General features: G+C 43.1%; 15 protein-coding genes and 1 tRNA gene. 12 read left to right on the forward strand and 4 right to left on the reverse strand.

Annotated elements, in window-relative coordinates:
- The first annotated feature begins 17 nt into the window (after nt 1–17).
- From infB to strainIA91_RS05650, 11 genes are all read left to right on the forward strand, one after another.
- Nucleotides 18–2,684, forward strand: a complete 2,667-nt coding sequence (infB, locus tag strainIA91_RS05600) for a translation initiation factor IF-2 (protein WP_400168137.1) — start codon at nt 18–20, stop codon at nt 2,682–2,684.
- Complete coding sequence (rbfA, locus tag strainIA91_RS05605) at nt 2,671–3,018, forward strand: 30S ribosome-binding factor RbfA (RefSeq protein ID WP_400168138.1); 348 nt, start codon at nt 2,671–2,673, stop codon at nt 3,016–3,018. Before infB ends, rbfA begins: the two co-directional genes overlap by 14 nt.
- Before the next feature lie 10 nt (nt 3,019–3,028).
- The gene (truB, locus tag strainIA91_RS05610) at nt 3,029–3,682 is read left to right on the forward strand and encodes a tRNA pseudouridine(55) synthase TruB (protein WP_400168139.1); all 654 of its coding nucleotides are present in this window, start codon (nt 3,029–3,031) and stop codon (nt 3,680–3,682) included.
- 29 nt (nt 3,683–3,711) lie between these two features.
- Nucleotides 3,712–4,602: a bifunctional riboflavin kinase/FAD synthetase gene (locus strainIA91_RS05615; protein WP_400168140.1), complete on the forward strand. Its 891-nt coding sequence runs from the start codon at nt 3,712–3,714 to the stop codon at nt 4,600–4,602.
- The gene (gene rpsO / locus strainIA91_RS05620; protein WP_400168141.1) at nt 4,602–4,874 is read left to right on the forward strand and encodes a 30S ribosomal protein S15; all 273 of its coding nucleotides are present in this window, start codon (nt 4,602–4,604) and stop codon (nt 4,872–4,874) included. Before strainIA91_RS05615 ends, rpsO begins: the two co-directional genes overlap by 1 nt.
- A gap of 10 nt (nt 4,875–4,884) precedes the next feature.
- Nucleotides 4,885–7,056: a polyribonucleotide nucleotidyltransferase gene (locus tag strainIA91_RS05625; RefSeq protein ID WP_400168242.1), complete on the forward strand. Its 2,172-nt coding sequence runs from the start codon at nt 4,885–4,887 to the stop codon at nt 7,054–7,056.
- Nucleotides 7,034–8,281 (forward strand): M16 family metallopeptidase, encoded by a 1,248-nt coding sequence (locus strainIA91_RS05630; RefSeq protein WP_400168142.1) that lies wholly within the window; start codon nt 7,034–7,036, stop codon nt 8,279–8,281. Before strainIA91_RS05625 ends, strainIA91_RS05630 begins: the two co-directional genes overlap by 23 nt.
- 63 nt (nt 8,282–8,344) lie before the next feature.
- Nucleotides 8,345–8,884, forward strand: coding sequence for a MerR family transcriptional regulator (locus strainIA91_RS05635; protein WP_400168143.1), 540 nt, complete (start codon nt 8,345–8,347; stop codon nt 8,882–8,884).
- Between the two features lie 35 nt (nt 8,885–8,919).
- Nucleotides 8,920–8,993: transfer RNA gene (locus strainIA91_RS05640), tRNA-Pro, on the forward strand.
- Nucleotides 8,994–9,171: 178 nt separating this feature from the next.
- On the forward strand, nt 9,172–9,519 hold the full coding sequence (locus strainIA91_RS05645) for an ArsR/SmtB family transcription factor (protein ID WP_400168144.1): 348 nt from the start codon (nt 9,172–9,174) through the stop codon (nt 9,517–9,519).
- A 114-nt stretch (nt 9,520–9,633) separates the two neighbouring features.
- Nucleotides 9,634–10,536: an AAC(3) family N-acetyltransferase gene (locus strainIA91_RS05650; RefSeq protein WP_400168145.1), complete on the forward strand. Its 903-nt coding sequence runs from the start codon at nt 9,634–9,636 to the stop codon at nt 10,534–10,536.
- Here the strand turns inward: strainIA91_RS05650 and lon are convergent.
- From lon to strainIA91_RS05670, 4 genes are all read right to left on the reverse strand, one after another.
- Nucleotides 10,485–12,899 (reverse strand): endopeptidase La, encoded by a 2,415-nt coding sequence (gene lon / locus strainIA91_RS05655; protein ID WP_400168146.1) that lies wholly within the window; start codon nt 12,897–12,899, stop codon nt 10,485–10,487. The genes strainIA91_RS05650 and lon overlap by 52 nt on opposite strands.
- A 71-nt stretch (nt 12,900–12,970) precedes the next feature.
- Nucleotides 12,971–13,789, reverse strand: coding sequence for a metal ABC transporter permease (locus tag strainIA91_RS05660; RefSeq protein WP_400168147.1), 819 nt, complete (start codon nt 13,787–13,789; stop codon nt 12,971–12,973).
- A complete protein-coding gene (locus strainIA91_RS05665) occupies nt 13,789–14,556 on the reverse strand; it encodes a metal ABC transporter ATP-binding protein (RefSeq protein ID WP_400168148.1) in 768 nt (255 codons plus the stop codon). The genes strainIA91_RS05660 and strainIA91_RS05665 overlap by 1 nt, the downstream gene beginning before the upstream one ends.
- Nucleotides 14,553–15,392 (reverse strand): metal ABC transporter solute-binding protein, Zn/Mn family, encoded by an 840-nt coding sequence (locus tag strainIA91_RS05670; RefSeq protein ID WP_400168149.1) that lies wholly within the window; start codon nt 15,390–15,392, stop codon nt 14,553–14,555. The genes strainIA91_RS05665 and strainIA91_RS05670 overlap by 4 nt, the downstream gene beginning before the upstream one ends.
- 81 nt (nt 15,393–15,473) lie before the next feature.
- Here strainIA91_RS05670 and strainIA91_RS05675 point away from each other — a divergent pair, with 81 nt between their 5' ends.
- Nucleotides 15,474–16,739, forward strand: a complete 1,266-nt coding sequence (locus tag strainIA91_RS05675) for an asparagine synthetase B (RefSeq protein WP_400168150.1) — start codon at nt 15,474–15,476, stop codon at nt 16,737–16,739.
- Nucleotides 16,740–16,846 lie beyond the last annotated feature (107 nt).

The raw sequence follows: 16,846 nt of genomic DNA on the forward strand, positions 1-16,846 counted from the left end.
TAAAAAGGAAATTCTGAATGACCTCAGAGAAGCCTGTAAGAATATATCAACTTGCGAAAAGACTGAATATCTCTCATAATGATATCATTTCCCTGCTGGAAAAGCATGGGATTGAAGCCAAAATTAATACGGTTTTGGATAAAGAGAATCTGGGTCTTGTCTTGTCTCATTTTTCGGATGATGATAAAAAAGCGCATGATGAACGCAAAGAAAAAATCACCCAGAAAAAAGCGGACGAAGAAGAGAAAAAAAAGATTGAAGCACAGAAAAAGTCTGAAGAAGAAGCACGGATCAAGGCAGAAAAGGCACGTCTGAGGGCACTAAAGGAAGAAGATGATTTAGAACAAAAGGAAAAGGAACGGCTAGAAGAAGAGACCCGGAAGGCCCGGGAGATTGAAGAGAAGGTCCGCAAAGAAAAAGAAGAGCGTTTGAAAGCCGAAGCCGAAGCCAAAAAAGAACTGGAAAAAGAACAGAAGAAAGAGAAACATAAAAAGAAAAGTACAGAACCGGAAAAAGGAGAATCTGAAGAAAAAGCGGCAGCTATTCCTGAAAAAGAGACTAAAGAGACACAGAAAAAGAAGAAAAAGCATAAAAAACGTGGTGGCGTAACTTCTGATGAGGATGAATACGAAAAGAAGCTTGAAGATTTGAAACGACGGCATAAATCAGCCACCAAACGGTACCAGGTATCTGAAATCGAATCCCGGCTGGATCAGTTCAAAAAACAAAAAACCGTAGCCCAGGCCGGATCTGCTCCCAAGAGGAGCCGAAGTAAGAAAAAAGGCCGTAAAGTAGATCAAAATGAGGTGAACAAATCCATTAAATCTACCCTGGCGGCGATGGATGAACGGAAAACCCGCCGTAAACATAAACATACCCAGAGTGCTTCAGAAGCTCCTGTGCAGGAAGATTCCGGTATCATTGAAGTCACAGAGTTTATCAGCGTCCAGGAACTGGCCAAACAGCTGGATGTCCCCAGTACGGACATCATTGCCAAAGGGATGGGACTGGGATTGATGCTGACAATCAATCAACGGCTGGACTGGGACACCATTGAACTCCTGTGTGCTGAATATGATATGGAAGTGAAAAAGCTCGAGGAGTATACAGAAGAGATTCTGAACGAGACGGAAGAAGAGATTGATGAAGAGGATTTAACAGAAAGAGCTCCCGTTGTAACTGTGATGGGACATGTGGATCACGGGAAAACGTCTATTCTGGATACCATTCGGAATTCGAGGGTTGTTGATGGGGAATCGGGAGGTATTACACAGCACATTGGTGCCTATAATGTAGACGTTAGTAATGGGAAACGGATCACTTTTCTGGATACGCCTGGACATGAGGCTTTTACGGCGATGCGTGCCCGGGGTGCCCAGGTGACGGATATTGTTGTGATTGTCGTGGCTGCAGATGATGGGGTGATGCCCCAGACAAAAGAAGCCATCAGTCATGCCCATGCAGCAGGAGTTCCCATTATTGTTGCTATCAATAAAATTGATAAACCTGAATCTGATCCGGAACGGGTCATTCGTGAATTGTCTGAAAACAACGTTCTCGTGGAAGACTGGGGTGGAAAAGTCCAGAGTGTAAAAGTCTCAGCAAAGCAAAATATTAATATCGATAAATTGATGGATTCCATACTCCTGGAAGCCGAAGTGCTGGAACTGAAATCCACAAAGAAGGGACTTGCACGGGGTGTGGTGATAGAATCACGGCTGGATAAGGGACTGGGAGCCATAGCCACTGTTTTGATTCAACGGGGAACCCTGAAAATTGGGGATCCCTTCATTTGCGGACGTTTTGCCGGTAAAGTCCGGGCGATGATCAATGATCAGGGAGAACGAATCAAAGAAGCTTATCCGGCGGATCCTGTCCAGATTCAGGGATTTGATGACGTCCCTCAGGCCGGTGACCATTTTATCTGTATGGATGATGAGCGGGAAGTCAAGCGAATTGCCACCGAGCGTCAGCGCATTCACCGGGAACAGGAATTCCGGTCATATTCACTGCAGACACTGGATGAAATCGGCCGGCAAATTAAAGATGGACGGACCAAGGAACTGGCTCTGATTATCAAAGGGGATGTGGACGGATCTATTGAAGCCCTGGCCGATGCTTTCATGAAACTTTCCACTAAAGAAGTGGCGGTGAATGTGATCCACAAGGGTATTGGAATGATTAATGAGACCGACATCAACCTGGCATCAGCATCCCGGGCCGTGATTATCGGTTTTCATGTCAATGCCACAACGAAAGCCCTTGAAGCAGCCAAAGAACTGAAAGTGGAAATCCGGAATTACACGATTATTTATGACGCAGTGGATGATGTGAGAGCAGCCCTCGAAGGCTTGCTTGAACCGGAAAAAATCCGGGAAGTAATGGGTGAAGCGGAAGTCCGGCAAATTATTAAAATTTCCCGAATCGGTTCAGTAGCCGGGTCTTTTGTTACATCAGGCAAAATGATCCGGAATGCCCAAATCCGGATACTGAGAAATAAAGAAGAAATTTATCAGGGATATCTCTCTTCATTAAAACGTTTCAAGGATGATGTAAAAGAGGTTCAGGAAGGCTATGAATGCGGAATCACCATTGATGGTTTTGATGCCTTCCGTGAAGGAGATATTATTGAATGTTATAAAGAGAAGTCCGTGAGAAGAACACTGGAAGATGCAACAAAATAAACGACAAAGGCAGATTGCCTCTGAAATAAAGCATAAACTGGGTGAATATTTTATCCGTGAGGGAAAGGCACTGACGGGGGAATCCCTGATATCTGTCTCCCGGGTTGAAATGTCTCCGGATCTGCAATATGCCGATATTTATATCAGCATCTATCCCGAAACCGCTGAGGGAGAGGGTGTTTTTCAGAAAATCCAGGAAAATATCAAGCAAATCCGCATGTTTATAGCCCGGAATATCCGTCTCAGACTGGTACCGGAAATAAGAATATTTAAAGATGACTCCATGGAATATGCCGACAGAATTAATAAAATACTGCGAGATCTGGGAGAATAATATCAAAGGTATGACTGTCCCAATCCATAAACCTGCCGGATGGACATCTTTTGATGTGGTCAAAAAATTAAGAAATGTGACAGGTTTTAAGAAAGTCGGACATGGGGGGACACTGGATCCCTTTGCATCAGGTCTGCTGATGGTAGGTTTTGGGACACACACGAAGAAATTGAATACCTTTTTAAAAGCAGATAAAAGTTATGAAGTATTGATCCGGACAGGAATGGAATCGGATACCATGGATATCACCGGGAAAATTCATCAGGCTCAGAAAAGCGTACACCTGAGCAGGGATATGATACTACAGGCTATCCAATCTTTCAAAGGCCATCAACAGCAGATTCCACCCATGTATTCTGCAAAAAAAGTAGATGGAACTCCCCTGTACAAGAAAGCCAGAAAAGGGGAGCTTGTGGAAAGAAAACCTCAAGACATCGAAATATACACAATTGATCTTTTAGATTTTACTGAGGATACATTTCGGATCCGGGTATCTTGTTCCAGCGGGACCTATATCCGTGTTTTGGCGCATGATCTGGGTAAAGCCCTGGGAACTGCAGCGCTGGCAGAAGAACTGATACGTCTGAGAATAGGTGATATTAGCCTGGAAGAGAGTCTTACTATTGAGGATTTTATCGAACAGTGGAAATTATTAGCAGCTTAGATAACTTGCCCGGAAATCCGGAAGCGTATGTGACCATTGGAACTTTTGACGGGTTTCATCTGGGACATCAAAAAGTCATTTTCCGGCTTGTGGAAAGGGCCCGTGAAGATCAGGTAAAAAGCATTCTTATCACTTTTGCACCCCATCCCAGAGAGATTGTTCAAAATCCATCCCGTGAACCGATTCGTTTTATTAACAGCCTGGAAGAACGGATTCAAAATCTTGCAGTTACCGGACTTGATTATATTGTAATTCAGCCCTTCAATCAGTACATGGCCAATCTGGAGGGAGAAGTTTTCCTGGAACGCTATATTATGAAACGGATTCGGGTTAAAGGCTTTGTCATCGGAGAAAGTCACACCTTCGGAAAAGACCGGAAATGCACAGCACAGCGTTTGAAAGCGCTGGGTAATCAGAAATACGGTTTCGATGTGGAAATAATTTCCCGTGTAAGTGACGGTGATTTTATTATAAATTCAACCAATATCCGACACCTTATTGCCACCGGAAACATGGAGTCGGCTAAAAAATACATGAATAAGCCCTTTCACATGAAAGGACGTGTTATTTCGGGTGAAAAAAGGGGGAGAACCCTCAGTTTTCCCACCTTGAATATTCTTCCTTCGTCACCCAAAAAGATCATACCGAAAGAAGGCGTCTACTGTGTGAAGGTCCATATTCAGAGAAAAACCTTTAAAGGGATGTGCAATATAGGCACCAGACCCACCTTTGAAGGGAACCATCTCACCATTGAAGTCCATGTGATCGACCAGGAACTGAACAATCTCTACGGCCGTGAACTGGATATGGAGTTTTTTCATTATGTCCGCGAAGAAATGAAGTTTAACAGCGTGGATGATTTGAAAAAACAGTTGGAAAAAGATAAAAAATATTGTAAAGAATTAAAGTTGGAGGACTGATGTCAACGTTATCATCGGAAAAAAAGAAGGAAATCATTCAGGAATTTGGAAAAAATGAGCAGGATACAGGAAGTCCTGAAGTCCAGATTGCTATGTTAACAAAACGCATTAAGGATCTGACGGAACATGTCAAGATTCATAAAAAGGATCATCACAACCGGCGTGGACTCCAGAAGCTTGTAGGACAGCGTCGTGGTTTGTTGAACTATCTTATGAAGAATGACTTTAACCGTTACAGAGACATCATTAAGAAATTAGGATTGCGTAAATAATTAGGAGTTTATTTTGATTGTAAAAGAACGAGAATTTCAAGGAATTAAAACCAGTCTGCAGACCGGTAAAGTGGCTAAACAGGCTCATGGATCTGTCCTTGCCAAAGCAGGCGAGACAGTTGTTCTTGCCACCGTCGTTTCTCAGAAAGAGGTACGGGAAGGGGCAGACTTCATTCCTTTGATGGTGGAATACCGGGAAAAATTTTATGCCAGCGGCAAAATCCCCGGTGGTTTTATCAAGCGGGAAGGCCGTCCATCTGACCGTGAGATCTTGTCCGCAAGGATTGTAGATCGTCAGATCAGGCCCTTGCTTCCCAAAACCTGGTTTTTTGAGACCCAGGTTGTGATCAATGTGTTATCTTATGACCAGGTGAATCAGGCGGATGTCCTGGCAGCCGTGGCTGCTTCTGCAGCTTTGACAATATCTGATATCCCATTTGCAGGGCCTGTTGCCTCTGTCCGGGTGGGACGTGTGGACGGCAAGTATATCATCAATCCAACCCTTGAAGAGATTGAAAAGGGGGATATGGATCTTTTTGTCGCCGGATTGAAAGATTCCGTCATCATGGTAGAAGGAGAAAGCAAGGAAATCGGTGAAAAAGACTTTCTCGAAGCCATCCGTGTTGCCCAGGAAGCCATCAACGAACTCATTGAACTTCAGTTGGAACTGGCAGAAGAAATCAAGCCGGTGAAACGGGAAGCGCCGGTTTTTGATGAACTGGAAAACCTGAAACAGGTTGTACGCGAAAAAATTACGACAGAAATTGATGAACTCATCAGTATTCTGCCGAAACAGGAACGGGTGAATTTTGAACAGGAACTGGTGAAAAAGATCACCGGGGAACTGGAAGAAGAGTATCCGGACTGTAAAAATGTTGTAGCGGGAGAAATTCATGACCTGATCAAGGATAAAATCCGGAAGAAGATCCTGAAAGAGGGAATCCGGATCGATGGACGAAAGACAGATGAAATACGTTCTATCACCTCGGAAATCGCCTTTTTACCCCGTGCTCACGGATCTGCCCTTTTTACACGGGGAGAGACTCAGGCACTTGTGGTCACGACCCTGGGATCGAAACAGGATGTACAGATTTTGGACAATATTGATGGAGAAGGGGAGAAACACTATATGCTTCAATATAATTTCCCGCCCTTCTGTACCGGAGAAGCGAAAATGATCCGGGGTACCAGCCGGCGTGAAATCGGGCATGGAAACTTGGCGGAACGGGCACTGAAAAATGTGGTTCCCTCCCATGAAGAATTCCCCTATACCATCCGGGTTGTCAGTGATATCCTTGAATCAAACGGATCATCCTCCATGGCAACGGTTTGTGGCGGATGTCTTTCTCTCATGGATGCCGGTGTACCTGTCAAAAAGATGGTGAGTGGCATTGCCATGGGACTCATTACAGAAGGTGAAGACTTTGCCGTATTATCCGATATTCTTGGTGAAGAAGATCATTATGGAGATATGGACTTCAAGGTTGCCGGAACAGATGATGGAATTACGGCCATTCAAATGGATCTGAAAATTCAGGGACTTTCTTACGAAAAGATGGAAAAAGCCCTGTTGCAGGCCCGTGAAGGAAGGAAGTATATCCTGAACAAAATGCGGGAAACCATAACTGAACCTAAAAAAGAGCTCAGTGTATGGGCACCCAGGATCACCACGCTTCACATCCCCATTGATAAAATCGGGGCGGTGATTGGTCCCGGCGGTAAAGTTATCCGGGAAATCATTGCCGATACCGGTGTGGAAATCGATATTGAAGACGATGGAACCGTCAATATCTTTACACACGACAGCAAAGCATCAGATGAAGCGGAAAAACGGATTCTGGCACTTGTAGAAGAACCGGAAGTGGGCAAAGTGTACAAAGATGCAACGGTAACCCGCCTGATGGATTTTGGTGCCTTTGTTGAGTTTATGCCAGGAAAAGAAGGACTCGTACACATTTCCGAGCTGAAATGGGAACGGGTTGAAAAGGTCAGTGATGTTCTTAATGTGGGTGATAAAACTGATGTCATCCTCTTTGAAATAGACCGGCAGGGACGGATGAACCTCAGTATTAAACGTTTATCCGAACCACCTGAACGGTATCGTCATTACGACCGGGATAAAAAGTCCCATGATTCCAAACCGGGACAACACCGGAGAAATGACCGAAACAAAAATCATTAAATCCGTTCTGACAAACGGACTGACAATTATAACGGAAAACGTCCCCGGTGCATCTTCAACCGCCGTGGGCGTTTTTGTTAAAGCTGGTTCAATTCATGAGCGATACGAACTATCCGGTATCGCTCATTTAATTGAACACCTTGTTTTTAAAGGATCTAAAAAACGGTCTTCCTTTAATATTGTGGATGCTATTGAATCGAAAGGGGGGATTCTCAATGCATACACGGAAAAAGATTTAACGACTTTTGTGGCCAGGGTTTTACCCAGGGATGTGCTCTCAGCTTTGGATATCCTCTGTGATATGATACTGAATCCTGAATTTTCAGAATTGCATATCCAGCAGGAAAAAAGTGTGATTCTGGAGGAAATCAATGATTTTATGGACACACCCCAGGATTATGCCAACGAATCTTTTATCCGGAAGCTTTATCCGGAGTCCAGCTTTGGGACCTACATTTTAGGGAATAAGCAGAGTATATTACACATTACACCTGAAGATATTCATGCATTTCACCGCCGGTATTATCATCCATCAAACATGGTCATTGTAGTATCTGGTGCATTAAATCCACAAGATATTGTTTCATTTTTGGAAAGACATTGCACGATCTCTCCAAATATACATAATGAGCATGGCGTTGAGAAAACGTTACCGGATGTCATCTCCCGTGGATTTGAATGGGAAGAGAAGGATGATATCGGGCAATCCCACCTTATCTACGGATGTCATTTCCCTGTGAAAGACCGGTACCAGAAATACGCTTTTCATCTTATACAATTGATGTTGTCCGGTGGTATGTCATCACGGCTATTTCAGCATATCCGCGAAAAATTCGGTTTTGTCTATACCATTGAGTCTTTTATGGATACCTTTTTAGGGTGTGGTGTTTTTGGAGTATATGCCGGGACAGATGCGTCAAAACGCTATTTTGTCCGGGATTTAATTCAGGAAGAAATCAGGAATATCCATGCAGGATCCATATCAGCTCAGGAGTTGATGCGTATCCGGATGCAATTTGAAGGTCAACTGATAATCAGTCTGGAAAATCCTGAAAACAGGATGGAACGGATTGCCCGGCATGTGATGACGTATGGAGATTATCTGACACCCCTGGAAACCATGGGACTGATTCAAGGTATTGGGGCGGATGATCTGATTCGAAGTGTTCGGGAGTTGCAGGCTTTTGAAGATTACAATACTTATTCACTCATCCCCAGAAGCTAAAGAAGTGAAAAATGAATCATGGTGTATACCTTGAAAAGCATATTTTAGGTAAAATATTCAATAGTGTTGATTATCAATCATTTAATTCGTACGTTTAAAGAAAAGGTTGATCGGGAAATGGCACTTCCAAAAATGAAAAAGCTCTATTATTCCATCAGTGAAGTCAGTCGCATCACGGATGTAACCCAGCCCACACTACGCTATTGGGAAAATGAATTCCCATTTTTACAACCAGGCAAAAACAGTGCCGGAAACAGGATTTATAAAGAGTCGGATATCAAATTAATTTTTTTAATTAAGTATCTGCTTTATGTACAGAAGCTAACCATCAATGGTGCCATCGATTATATACAGGAGCTTCATGATAAAAATGCCCTGAATGAAGCTTTGGATTCATTTTATCCACCGAAAAAGGGTGCTGAAAAGAAAACAACAGAAACTAACATGCCTGCAACACAGGAAGAGCAAGTAAATCAGACAAATAAACCTCAGGAATCTGCAAAAGAGATGCATTCAGGAATTCTAAACCTACTGATGAAAATCAAGGAAGAAATTGATACACTTAATCATGAACTGGAAAAAATACAGTATAAATTGGATTGATTTTAAAGGGAAAAAACTCTATAATAGCAAACTTTCGGAGCGTAGCGCAGCCCGGTAGCGCACTTGAATGGGGTTCAAGGGGTCGTAGGTTCAAATCCTATCGCTCCGACAGAATAAAGAAAGGGGATAGCTCCCCTTTTTTAATTTCAGAGTTTTTTAAGAAACTTTAAAAACTAAAAATAATTAGTTAAATGAAGATTTTAGTTGACAAAGAGAAATGTAAAATAATAGATTTAGGTAGATTGTCAAATAGAACATTACATTAATTGAACAAGTGGAGGATCTCAATGGGGGTTAGACGTCAAAATGTGAAGAAAAAGGAAGATCCGATTTGTTCACCAGAAGCCCTGAAAAAGTTATCTTCAACCTTCAAGGTTTTGGGGCATCCTGCAAGAATCAAGATCTTCCGGGTCCTGGATGGGAAAGAGTACAGCGTGACTGAGATTCAAAATCTCATAGGGGAAGTTCAACCCGTCACATCCCAGCATCTTAAGATCATGGCAGATCATGAGTTGCTTTTGTGCCGAAGGAATGGAACCCATGTTATGTACTCCCAGAATGCTTCCGAATTTAACCGGAAGTTATCATCCCACATTGTTCGCGAATTAATGAGCGAAATATCTCAGGACCAATGAGTGCCGGGCGGGGGGTGTTTTACACCCCCCACAATTATTCTCCCTTTCCAAAATGTTCTGATTCTTCTTCTTCTTTCTTATTGATTATTATATTGTTTATGTTTACAATTCATCATGAATAAATCACTACGTGAAATGGAAGCAGTCATTAAAACATATTCATTAAGTCATACCATACTTTGCCTTCATATGTCGTTTAACCGCTTGTCCCGTCTTATTCCGTCTCCCGAAACTTTTATCGATCTTCTCCTATTTCATGGAATAACACTCATTGTTCCCGCCCACCGTTATGGGAACCAGGTGCATGATGTCCACCAGCTAAAGATTCTGCAAAATGGCAATGATGACCAACCAGAATATATGAACAATCCACAGCCCTATTCAGGAGACATGGATCCGGAAGAAATAAGTCCGCTGATGGGAATCGTAGCCCGACGAATTGCTAAGCGTGGTACGTCACATATTGGATTTCATCCTGAGAATGCTTTTGCAGGAATAGGACCGGCAGCAGAGAAAATTATAAAAACACAAACTCCCTGGAATGTGTATGCTCCTTATGATATCCTCATGGAGGACACACAAGCAAGAATTGTGTTGATAGATGTTGATTTAAGCAAAGCAACGCCCATCCATTATGCTGAAATGAAGGCAGGCAGAAATCCCTTTATCCGGTGGTACAAAGACAGTACCAATCAAGTAAAACCGATGCGGGTGGGGGGATGCTCTGATGGTTTTGAACAGTGCAGACCTTACCTGAAAGACCTTGAAAGCGTTTGTCAAACAGGTTTATCAACCTGGAGGATATATCCTTTCCAGGCATTTATCAATCGTATGTCGGATCTTATTGGGGATTTCCCGGAGATCACCCGGTGTGATAAGCCGATGTGTCCCCGATGCAGGGATAGTATTGCCGGAGGTCCCTATTTTTCATTTTTTTCCATCAGCTCTCACTTGCTGAAAGGCGATCATTCCTTCTGTGAACGGGGGAAGGTGATGGGAATCAAGTCTTCAAAGTAATCCACAAAATGGACCTTTTGAATACCCTCGGTGATTTTAGGATTCAGATCTTCATAATCCGGACGATTATCAGACGGCAGAATCAATTCCCGGATTCCAACCCGTCGGGCTGCGATGGTTTTTTCCTTTACCCCTCCAATCGGTAAAATCTTTCCTGTCAGAGACAATTCCCCCGTCATGGCAATATCCCGGCGGACAGATTTATTCAAGGCCAGGGAATAAAGAGCCAGAGCCATGGTAATTCCGGCAGATGGGCCGTCTTTGGGTGTGGCTCCAGCCGGTACATGCAAATGGATGTGATTTTCACGAAAAAAGTTTTTTACAGATTTTTCATGAGGATGTTTGTCTATATATGACCTAACATAGGAATAGGCAATATGGGAGGATTCCTGCATTACTTTTCCCAGCTGACCGGTTTGCTGGAAACCTGCAGATTTGCTCATGACAGATGAGGCTTCAACATAAAGGGTTGTTCCCCCAAGGGGTGTCCATGCCAGACCCAGCACAATACCGGGTTTTTGTCTCGTATAGAGTTGTTCTGTTTTGTAAATAGGTTTTCCAAGGAATTCTTCAAGGTTTTTCTGATTCACCTGAACTTTATGGTTTCCTTTATCTGCCTGTAAAAGTGTCGTTTGACGCATGATTTTTTTTATCTGATTTTCCAGATTTCTCACGCCGGCTTCCCGGGCATATTGTCCTGCTATCCGTTTGATGGCTCCATCACTGATGGAAATATCCTTAGTAAACAACCCGTGTTCTTTCCGTTGCTTTGGAATGAGAAATTTTTTGGCGATTTCCACTTTATCTTCCAGAATATATCCCGGCAATTTGATAATCTCCATCCGGTCCAGCAAAGGGGATGGAATGGTGTCAAGCTGGTTGGCTGTGGTGATGAAAAGGATGTTGGATAAATCATACCGGACATCCAGGTAGTGATCCAGGAAAGACTGATTCTGTTCGGGATCCAAAACCTCCAAAAGGGCTGATGCCGGATCTCCTTGATAACTGATGCCGATTTTATCGATTTCATCCAGCATTATGACAGGATTGGATGTCCCGGTCCGTTTCAGGCTCTGGATGATTTTTCCCGGCATGGCACCGATATAAGTGCGCCGGTGACCCTTAATTTCAGCTTCATCGCGCATTCCACCAACACTGAAGCGGTAAAATTTTCGGTCCAGGGCGTTGGCTATGGATCGGCCTACAGAGGTTTTTCCTACACCGGGAGGACCTACAAGACAAAGAATAGACCCGGCAACGCGTCCTCTTTTAATGATTGTGCTGATAACTTCCAGGATGCGTTGTTTTACATCTTCAAGACCGAAATGCTCCCTGTCCAAAATCTCACGGGCTTTGTGGATATCCAGGTTATCCCGGCTGTAAAAACCCCAGGGAAGATCGGTGAGTGTCGTCAGATAGGTACGGGTCACATGAAATTCTGCAGAAGCAGGCTCCAGAATGCGGAGTTTATCCAATTCTTCCTGAACTACCTGTAGGGCTTCCGCCGGCAATGTAAGGGATTTTATCTTTTCTTCAATTTTTTCGATTTCTGCTGTTTTATCATCCTTTTCCAGACCAAGCTCTTTTTTAATTGCCTTCAGCTGTTCCCTGAGGAAAAACTCTTTTTGCTGCCTGTTGATCTTTTCATCAATCTGTTTCTGGATTTTTTCCTGAAGCTGGGCCAGTTCAATTTCTTTACGAAGGAGTAGAAGGAGCTTTTCCGCCCGGCGATTTAAATCGTATGTTTCAAGAATTTCCTGCAGTTCCGATGACTCTGCTGACAACATCTGGGCTATCAGATCCATTACCAGACCCGGTTTGTCGTAACTAATCTGGGATAATACCATCTTGAGTTGTTCTTTCATCAATGGATTCAGGGCGATCAGTTCTTTGACATTCGTCATAACAGACAGGGTGTAGGCTTTAAGGGAATCCGACATCTCATCCTCATTATCCCGGACGGGAGTTACAGTCCAGCGTGTAAAGTCCGGATGATGAATTTCCCGGACCTTTTTAAAACGTGAAATAGCCTGGACGATTAAATGGGCAGAATCATCTGTAATCTGAATGATTTTGATAATTTTCAGGATGGATCCGGTTTCGTGCAGACGGAATGTTTCATGCTTTGGGTTATCTGAATTTTTAACAAGGGAAACTCCCAGAAAATTGCCGTCTTTTTCAATAGCATAGCGAATTTCTTCCACATGTGACTGCCCGTTGAAAGTGATGGGAAGGGTAATGCCGGGAAAAACCGGACGATTATAAAGGGGTAATATGTTCAGATTATCCGGGATGATATCCGAAACAAGAAGCAATCCCTGTTGATCCTTATCCGTATTTGTATTGATATCGTATTCTTTCATTGAATTCTCCTGCATTCATTTAAATCTGTAATTGGACAAAATGATCCACACTGTATGACCGGTTTACCGTTTCATTTAACCAATTTATTATTTCTTTTCAGAAGATATGTTCCAAATAAAATCATGGCCCCCAGAAGGATAATCACCGGACCGGCGGACAGATCCAGATAAAAGGAGAGGATAATCCCACTTTGAGTTAGAAAAATACTAATCAGGACGGAGAAGAGGAGCACACGCCTGAAATCATTGAGAAAAATCATGCTTAGCAGCGGAGGTATGGTTAACAGGGCAATGACGAGAATAATTCCCACAACCTGAATCAATGTCACAATTGTCAACCCCGTCAGAACAAAGAGAATCATCCGGAAAAGCCGGACCGGAATATCCTGCAGCTGCGCAAATTCCTCATCGAAGGCGATAGATAAAAAATATTTAAAGAAGCCGAAAATAATTATCAGAACTGAAACTGTCAGAATGGACATCCATATCAGATCCTCTGGCCGGACCATCAGAATATTTCCGAAGAGATAGGACATCAAATTGGGAGTATAGGATTGAGGAGAAAGACTGATCATTAAAATACCTGCTGCCATACCCACGGACCACAGAATGCCGATATAAGCATCCTGTGAATTAATCTTTGAAGGTTTGTAATACCCGAGAATCAAAGACGCGATGACAGCAACGGCGTAAGCTCCCAAAATGGGACTCAGACCAAGCATAAAAAAGAGTCCAAGCCCCCCAAAGGCAGCATGACTGATCCCCCCGCTGATAAATACAAGGCGTTTGGTGACCACAAAAGTACCCATAACACCACACATTAGGCTGGCTAAAAAACCGGCAAGCATGGCATTTTTCATAAAGTCATAGGATAGAATGTCAAGTCCCATTATCTGCGTCCGTTATGTGATTTTAAAACCCGGTGGGGTACTCCATGAGCGATAAGGTCTACCGGGCAGCCATAGACCTTTTCCAGGGTTTCTTCCGAAACTTTCCCCACATCATGGATATACAGCTCCTGATTCATACAGGCAATATGTTTTACTTCCTGAGCAATTGCCGAAGCATCATGAGTAACCATGACAATTGGAATATGTTGATTCAATTCATGGATAACTGACTGGAAAATCTGTCGGGATTCGGAATCTATTGAAGCAGTGGGTTCATCGAACAGCAGAATACCCGGATCACCAATAATAGCCCGGGCTATAAGTACCCGTTGCATTTGTCCCCCAGACAGTTCACTGACGGGCTTATCCAGAATAGAATCCAGCTTCAATTTCTTTGCCAGTTCAACAGGTTCTTTATCCGATAAACCCCGGGAAGGGCTTAAAAAACAATACTTCTTCAAATTCCCCATTTTGATCACATCCAAAACCCTGAGGGGGACATTCTGGTCAAAATTTGAAAACTGGGGGACATACCCGATTTTCTTTTCCAGAGAGGGAGGATGGTAGGTGATTTTACCACGGATGGGTGTCAGCAACCCTGCGATCACCCTTAACAAGGTTGTCTTTCCCCCACCATTCGGTCCGATAATTACAAGGTAGTCCCGGGGTGTAATTGTAAAACTGATATTTTTTAGTATCAGATTATTCGGGCGATATCCGAAAGAGACATTGTGAATTTCAATAACAGTATTCGTCTTATTCATCATGGTTTAACCAGAATTGTTGTCATTGTTCTGATGCTTTCCAGCCAGTCATAAGTCAATGGGTCTGCCTCTGCCAGCCCGGCTCCTGTTTCGTGTGCCAGTGCTTCAGCGCTCTTTTGATTAAATCCTTTCTGAACAATAATTTTTTTATGATCATGTTCATGGACCTGACGGGAGATCTGCATCAAATGTCCGGGACCTGGTTCGTGTCCGCGGGTCTCAATCGCAATTTGAGACAAATTAAAATCCCGGGCAAAATACCCCCAGGACGGATGGTAAATAAAAAACTCACGAACCTGATGTTCCCTGATCAAATGCTGTATACTATCCTGAAGGGTTATAATTTTTTCCGAGAGCCGTTGTGCATTTTGACGAAAGAGAAGCGAATCCTCCGGATAAAACTCATGGAGAAAACGTGTCAAGTCTTTCAACATCTTATTCATGAGGATTGGGGACATCCAAAGATGGGGGTCGTGATCATCTGGAGTGTAAGAGACGTTCAGGGCTTCCCGGTATAGGTTGAACACGGGGATATCCTTGCGTCTGTTCACATAAGGAAAAATATGTTTGGTTTCAAACAGAAAGGCCGGATGACCGATCAGAAAAAAGGCATCGGACCGATTCATTTTCATCATTTGGGATGGTTTTGGAGAATACACTGCCGGAGACTGACCATTAGGAATCATGATATTTACGTCAAAGCGATTTTCACCTGCAATCTGATGAATAAAGTACGCCTGTGGAGGAATACTGACAGTAATCACTGGAGTGTCAGCATATACAGGTAATAGCTGTAACATCAGAAGGATAAGAATACCGGGCATTATTCTCTTTTTCATTGCATTTCTGTGATTGATCCGTTGTTTATTCGTTACAGAATTTAGTACATTTTAAAAATTGAATAAAATGATATGAGACTAATGATAAAAAAAATAATTGTGCTTCTTGCTTTAGGGCTGTTTTGGATCAACTTTCTGCAGGCTTCTGTTTTGCTGATTCCAATGGATGAGACTCAAGCAAACCATTTAAAAGCATACGGTATCATGTATTGGGTTTTGGAACAGGGTTGGGAGGGGGATTGGTTGCTCAATTATCGGGGAGGTTCTTTCAGGACAGATGATATTTCCTCCATCCGGGAAGTGTGTGTCATCAGGGGTGTTCGCTATGAAATTTTAAATGAAAGTCAAAACCAGCGCATGGAAGAGGAGATAGAAAACGAAAACATGGATATCGTCAAACTGGAGGTGGCGCCGAAAATTGCTGTCTATACGCCCCCCAACACCATGCCCTGGGATGATGCCGTGACTCTGGCTCTTACCTATGCGGAAATACCATATGATAAACTGTATGATTCGGAAATATTGCAGGGGCGGTTGGCTGATTATGACTGGCTGCATCTCCATCACGAGGATTTTACGGGTCAATACGGAAAATTTTATCGCTCATACAAAAATGCTGCCTGGTATATTCAGGAAGTCCGGACCCAGGAACGTATAGCGGCAGACCTGGGTTTTTCCAAAGTATCAGAGTTGAAACTGGCTGTCGCTGAAAAGATTCGCAGTTATGTTTTGGACGGTGGTTTTTTATTTGCCATGTGTGCGGCAACGGACAGTTATGAGATTGCCCTTGCAGCACACCGTACGGACATCGTTCCGTCAGTCTTTGATGGAGATGGGATTGATGAAAATTTTGAAGAAAAAATGGATTTTGACTATACCTTTGCATTTGAAAATTTTTCCATCATCACAGATCCGAACATTTATGAATTCTCAAACATTGACATCCCACCGGGATATGATCCGTATGCCATTGATATGAATACAGATTATTTCTCCCTTTTTGAATTTTCTGCTAAATGGGATCCTGTCCCCGCAATGCTCACCCAGAATCATGAATCCCTCATCCGGGGATTTATGGGGCAGACCAGTAATTTTAACCGGGAGCTGATAAAGAAGCATGTCCTTGTGATGGGGGACACACCGGAAACAAAGCGGGTGAAATACATCCATGGGAATGCAGGCAAGGGGACCTTCACCTATTTGGGAGGCCACGATCCTGCAGATTACCGCCATTTTGTGGGGGATCCGCCGACAAATCTGGACCTGTATAAAAATGATCCCGGATACAGACTTATATTAAATAACATTTTATTCCCTGCTGCAAAGAAAGAGAAACGAAAAACTTAATATCTTATTCCTTGAATTTGAATTTCATAAGAGTTATTATTGAACACGTGAATAATAAACATACAATATTCTCATCAGGAGAAAGTGCAGCCATGTCGGGTGAAGAT

The organism is Candidatus Neomarinimicrobiota bacterium (assembly GCA_041154365.1).
GTDB lineage: Bacteria > Fidelibacterota > Fidelibacteria > Fidelibacterales > Fidelibacteraceae > Fidelibacter > Fidelibacter multiformis.

Bases quoted from the DNA above. Each gene is read 5' to 3' on its own strand.
- infB (WP_400168137.1), top strand. From the start codon at position 18: ATGACCTCAGAGAAGCCTGTAAGAATATATCAACTTGCGAAAAGACTG.
- strainIA91_RS05665 (WP_400168148.1), bottom strand. From the start codon at position 14,556: ATGATGAATAAGACGAATACTGTTATTGAAATTCACAATGTCTCTTTC.
- strainIA91_RS05650 (WP_400168145.1), top strand. From the start codon at position 9,634: ATGAATAAATCACTACGTGAAATGGAAGCAGTCATTAAAACATATTCA.
- lon (WP_400168146.1), bottom strand. From the start codon at position 12,899: ATGAAAGAATACGATATCAATACAAATACGGATAAGGATCAACAGGGA.
- strainIA91_RS05670 (WP_400168149.1), bottom strand. From the start codon at position 15,392: ATGAAAAAGAGAATAATGCCCGGTATTCTTATCCTTCTGATGTTACAG.
- strainIA91_RS05660 (WP_400168147.1), bottom strand. From the start codon at position 13,789: ATGGGACTTGACATTCTATCCTATGACTTTATGAAAAATGCCATGCTT.
- rbfA (WP_400168138.1), top strand. From the start codon at position 2,671: ATGCAACAAAATAAACGACAAAGGCAGATTGCCTCTGAAATAAAGCAT.
- truB (WP_400168139.1), top strand. From the start codon at position 3,029: ATGACTGTCCCAATCCATAAACCTGCCGGATGGACATCTTTTGATGTG.
- strainIA91_RS05675 (WP_400168150.1), top strand. From the start codon at position 15,474: ATGATAAAAAAAATAATTGTGCTTCTTGCTTTAGGGCTGTTTTGGATC.
- strainIA91_RS05645 (WP_400168144.1), top strand. From the start codon at position 9,172: ATGGGGGTTAGACGTCAAAATGTGAAGAAAAAGGAAGATCCGATTTGT.
- strainIA91_RS05630 (WP_400168142.1), top strand. From the start codon at position 7,034: ATGACCGAAACAAAAATCATTAAATCCGTTCTGACAAACGGACTGACA.
- rpsO (WP_400168141.1), top strand. From the start codon at position 4,602: ATGTCAACGTTATCATCGGAAAAAAAGAAGGAAATCATTCAGGAATTT.